General features: G+C 69.1%; 1 protein-coding gene. It reads left to right on the forward strand.

All coding sequences use genetic code 11. The features are described 5' to 3' along the window. Positions 1-4923 (forward strand): glucoamylase family protein (locus tag AC04MI_RS23420; RefSeq protein ID WP_476498831.1); only part of this gene is annotated, 4923 nt, incomplete at both ends.

A 4923-nucleotide genomic window follows, 5' to 3' on the forward strand; every position in this document is an offset into this window, starting at 1 on the left:
GTACCTGAACGCTTACCAGGAGACCCGTGAGCTGAGCCAGGGCGAGCTGTGGGCGYTGCCCACCACGMTGCGYGTGGTGCTSMTCGAAAACCTGCGCCGCCTGGCCGAGCGCCTGGCCAGCCATAAGGCCGCGCAGGAGCTGGCCAGCCTGTGCGCCGCGCGCAGCCAGGACCTGAACGGGCTGACACTGGATGCTGCCTGCGCCGCCATGGAGCGGCGCGGCGTGGCCCCGGTGTTTCTCGCCCACCTGGCGCAGTCGATGATGGGGCGCGGCGTGGTGGGCGGGCATGCCGCTGCAGGCACGCCATCGCCCGTGCAGCAGTGGTTGTTGTCCGCGGTGCCCGACCTGGTGGCGTTGCAGGCCCAGCAACAGATTAACCAGGCGGCCGACCAGCTGAGCATGGGCAATGCCGTTACCGCACTGCGGCGGGTGGGCGCTGCCGACTGGTCCGACATCATCAGCCAGACCAGCCTGGTGCTGCGCGCCATGCTGCAGTCGCCCGTGTTTGCGGCCGAAGACGAGTCCACCCGCAACACCACCTTGCATGGCATTGAAAACCTTTCGGCCCGCAGCGGGCAGGGCGAGGCCGCGGTGGCGCGGACGCTGCTGTTGCTGATGTCGGGCGCAGACCGTGAGCCTCAGGATGAGACTGGGGCTGAACAGGCGTTGGCAGGCTATTGGCTGCAAGGCGCCGGGCGCGGCCAGCTGGAGCATGCCCTGGGCGTGCGCCGACATACCGCCGATGCGTTGGCCCTGTGGCGTTCTGCGGTGGGTCTGTCGCGCGTGCCGTTGTACCTGGGCGCCTTGCTGCTGGGCTCGCTCGGTCTGCTGGCCTGGCTGATGGCGCCCCTGTGGGGTGTGCAGGCGGGGCCCGATACCAGCGCAGCCCATCTTGCGGGCTTGGCGCTGCTCGCCGTCTTGTTGCTGCTGCCCGTGTCCGAGATCGTGGTGGCCGTGGTGAACCGGCTCATTGGCGAATCCGTCCGGCCCACCTACATGCCCCGCTACCTGCTGCCAGCGGGCATTCCGGCATCGGCACGCGTTTTGGTGGCGATCCCGGCCCTGCTCAGCAGCACCGGCACCATCGACCGGCTGGTGCACCGCCTGCACCTGCATTACCTGGCCAACCCCGAGCCCTGTGCGCAATTTGCGCTGCTGACCGACGGTGTGGATGCCGATGTGCAAGACCTGCCCGAAGACGGCCCGCTGCTGGCCCATGCCCAGAGCCAGATGCAGGCCCTGAATCATCAGCACCCCGTCACTCCAGGCAGTGCCCCGCGTTTTGTGCTGCTGCACCGCGCGCGCACCTACAGCCCCACGCAGCAGCAGTGGATCGGCTGGGAGCGCAAGCGCGGCAAGCTCGAACAGCTGGTGGCCGCACTCGCCACCAGGGGGCAGGGCGCCTTTCTGGACCTGGACGAACTCTCGCACCTGGCACCGCAGACCCGTTATGTGCTCACGCTGGACAGCGATACGCAGCTGCCCCCGGGCCGCCTGCGCAGCCTGGTGGGCGTGGCCGAGCACCCCGAGAATCAACCTCGGCTGGATGCCACAGGCCAGCGCGTGGTTCAGGGCTACGGCATCCTGCAGCCCCGGGTGCTGGCGCCACTGCCCACTTTTGTCGCCACCTCGTTGTGGCAGTGGCTGTTTTCGGGCCAGCAGGGGCTGGACCCGTACAGCGCCATGACCTCCGACGTGTACCAGGATTTTTTTGCCGAAGGCAGCTTCACCGGCAAGGGCCTGCTGCATGTGGCCACCGTGCACGCCGTGCTGGGCGGGCGCCTGCCAGCCGACCAGGTGCTGAGCCACGACCTGCTCGAAGGTGCGCTGGCACGCTGCGCCGTGGTGAGCGATGTGACGCTGGTGGAGGCGGAGCCCGAACACAGCGATACCGCCGCCGCCCGCCTGCACCGCTGGACGCGGGGCGACTGGCAGCTGTGGCCCTTTCTGGTCCATGCCCAGCGCTGGGGCCTTTCGCCCATCAACCGCTGGAAGCTGCTGGACAACCTGCGCCGCTCGCTCGTGGCACCCGCATCGCTAGTGCTGGTGGTGTTGGCCCTGGCGGGACTGGGCCTGCCTTTGGCCAGCACGCTCGCGCTGGTGGTGGCGGCCTATGTGGCTGCGCCCTTGATGGGGGCGCTGGCGGGCTGGGTGCCCAGGCGTTTTGGGCTGGTCGGCATGCGCTTTGTGCACGAAGCCTCGGGCGACCTGTTGCGCGCCCTGGCCAGTGGTGTGTGGCACCTGGCCCTGCTGCCGCAGCAAGCGCTGCTGCTGGGCGATGCCGTGGTGCGCACCGTCCACCGGCAGGCCGTGAGCCGCTGGCACCTGCTGGAGTGGACCACGGCCGAGGCTGCGCAGAACACCTTGATCACAGGCCTGGCGGCAACGCTGCGCAGACACAAGGCGGCACCGTTGCTGGCGCTGGGCTGTGGCGTGGCGCTGTGGGCCGGTGGAACCTTGGCACCTTGGACTTTGGCGGGACCGCTGCTGGCGCTGTGGGCGCTGTCGCCGCTGCTGGTGTGGCTGGCCAACCGCGTTCCGTCTGGCCTGGGCAACCCAACACTGTCGGCACAAGACCAGGACCTGTTGCACGGCGTGGCGCGCGACACCTGGCGATTGTTCGAGCGCTGTGTGGATGCCCACAACCACCACCTGCCGCCCGACAACCTCCAGACCGCCCCGTATGAAATGGTGGCGCACCGTACCTCGCCCACCAACATCGGGCTGTACCTGCTGAGCGCAAGTTGCGCGCGCCAGTTCGGCTGGATCGGCACGCTGGAGCTGCTCGACAGGCTCGAAGCCACCCTCGCGACCCTGCAAGTGATGGAACGGCACCGGGGCCACTTCCTGAACTGGTACGACACCGAAACCCTGCAGCCTCTGCACCCGCGTTATGTGTCCACGGTGGACAGCGGCAACCTCTGCGCCCAACTGGTGGCCGTGGCGCAGGCCTGCCATGCGCTGGCGGCGCAGCCGCTGTCGCCGCAGGCGGGCGAGCAGGCCATTCGCGCATCGCTGGCGCGGCTGCAGCCCCGGCTGGGCATCCACCACCCCGGCATGCGCGGGTTGCACCACCCCTCTGCGCTGAGCCGCCTGCTTGGCGTGCGCCCGCCAGACGCAGCGCATCTGCCCGAGGCCACGGCGTTTCGCGCGCTGCTGGCGCAGGCGCAGGACGAACTGCGCAGCATGGCCCAGCCACGCCACCCGGCCATCGTGCACAGCCCGCCCACCGAACAGGACGAACTGCTGTGGCTGCTGGCCGACCACCTGGCCACACTGCAGTCGGTGGACCGTGACCAGCAAGCAGCACACCACGGCGGCGCACCCGAGACCACGCGCCGCCTCATGGCCCTGGCCGAGGGGCTGGACGCCCTGGCCTGGCAGGCCGACTTCCGGTTTCTGTACCACCCCCGGCGGCACCTGCTGCACATTGGCTACCGGGTGGACGAGCAGCAGTTGGACACCTCGTTTTATGACCTGCTCGCGTCCGAGTCGCGCACCACCAGCCTCCTGGCTGTGGCCAAGGGCGACCTGCTGGTGAAACACTGGGCGGCCCTGGGGCGGCCGTTTTTCGCGAGCGGCCACCATGCGGTGCTGCGCTCGTGGTCGGGCTCGATGTTCGAGTACCTGATGCCCACGCTGGTCATGGCTGAGCCGTATCACAGCGCCCTGGGCGAGGCAGGGCGGTCGGCCCTGCGCGAGCAGGTGGCGCTGGTGCAGGGGCTGGGCAAAGATATGCCCTGGGGCATCTCTGAATGCGCCTATGCTGGGCGCGACCACACCCTGGCGTACCAGTACGCGCCGCAGGGTGTGCCGCGCCTGGCCTTGCGCCGCACGCCGGTGGGCGAGATGGTGATTGCGCCCTATGCCACGGCGCTGGCCACGCAGGTGGATGCCCGAGCAGCCTGCGCCAACTTCCGCACCCTGGAAGCGCTGTCGGCGCGTGGGCGCTACGGCTTCTACGAGGCATTGGACTTCACGCCCGAACGGCAGACCCACGGCGAGCGGTTTACCCTGGTCAGCACCTACATGGCCCACCACCAGGGCATGACCATCGTGGCGCTGGCCAATGTGCTGCTCAGCGGCGTGGCCCAGCGCTGGGGCACGGCGCATGCCCGCATTGAGGCCGTGCTGCCGTTGCTGCAGGAGCGCGCCCCGCGCGAGCTCCCCACCTTGCAGGCGACACCGCCGCGTCTGCCGCTGCATGCGCGCCAGCAAAAAACGCCGGACCATGTGCGCTCTGTCACCCCGGGTGCCCACGCGCTGGAGCCGACACACCTGCTGGGCAACGGGCGCTACAGCGTCACCCTGCGCGCCAATGGGGCAGGGTGGAGCCGCTGGCACCAGACGGGCATCACCCGCTGGCGCGACGATGCGCTGCGCGATGCGCACGGCAGTTTTCTGTATGTGCGGCAGTTGGGCTCCAGCGTGCCCGTGTCCGTCACCAGCCACCCCGCTCCCGACGCGCGAGCGGTGTACGGCAGCATCTTCCACACCGACCGCGTGTGTTTTGATGCACTGTGGCCGGGGTTGCGCGTGCACACCACGGTGTGGGTGAGCCCGGAAGACGACATCGAACTGCGCAAGGTGGTGGTGAGCAACCTGGGCGACGCGGTGATCGAGCTGGAGCTGATCTCGGCCTTGGACATCACCCTGGCCACCCACGCGGCCGACGAGGCGCACCCCGCGTTCTCCAACCTTTTTATTGCCGCCGATTGGCTGCCTGCACAGCAGGCCCTGCGGTTTGTGCGCACCCCCCGCCTGCAGACCGAGACCACCCTGCAGGCTGCGCACTTTGTGGCAGATACCCAAGGTCATGTGCTGGGCCTGCGTTGCCAGACAGACCGGCAGCTCTGGCTGGGGCGCAACCACACGCCAGGCCAGCCGTTGGCGATGCTGGACTGTGTGCCGGAGGTGCCCGC

Source organism: Acidovorax sp. LjRoot204, assembly GCF_056175785.1.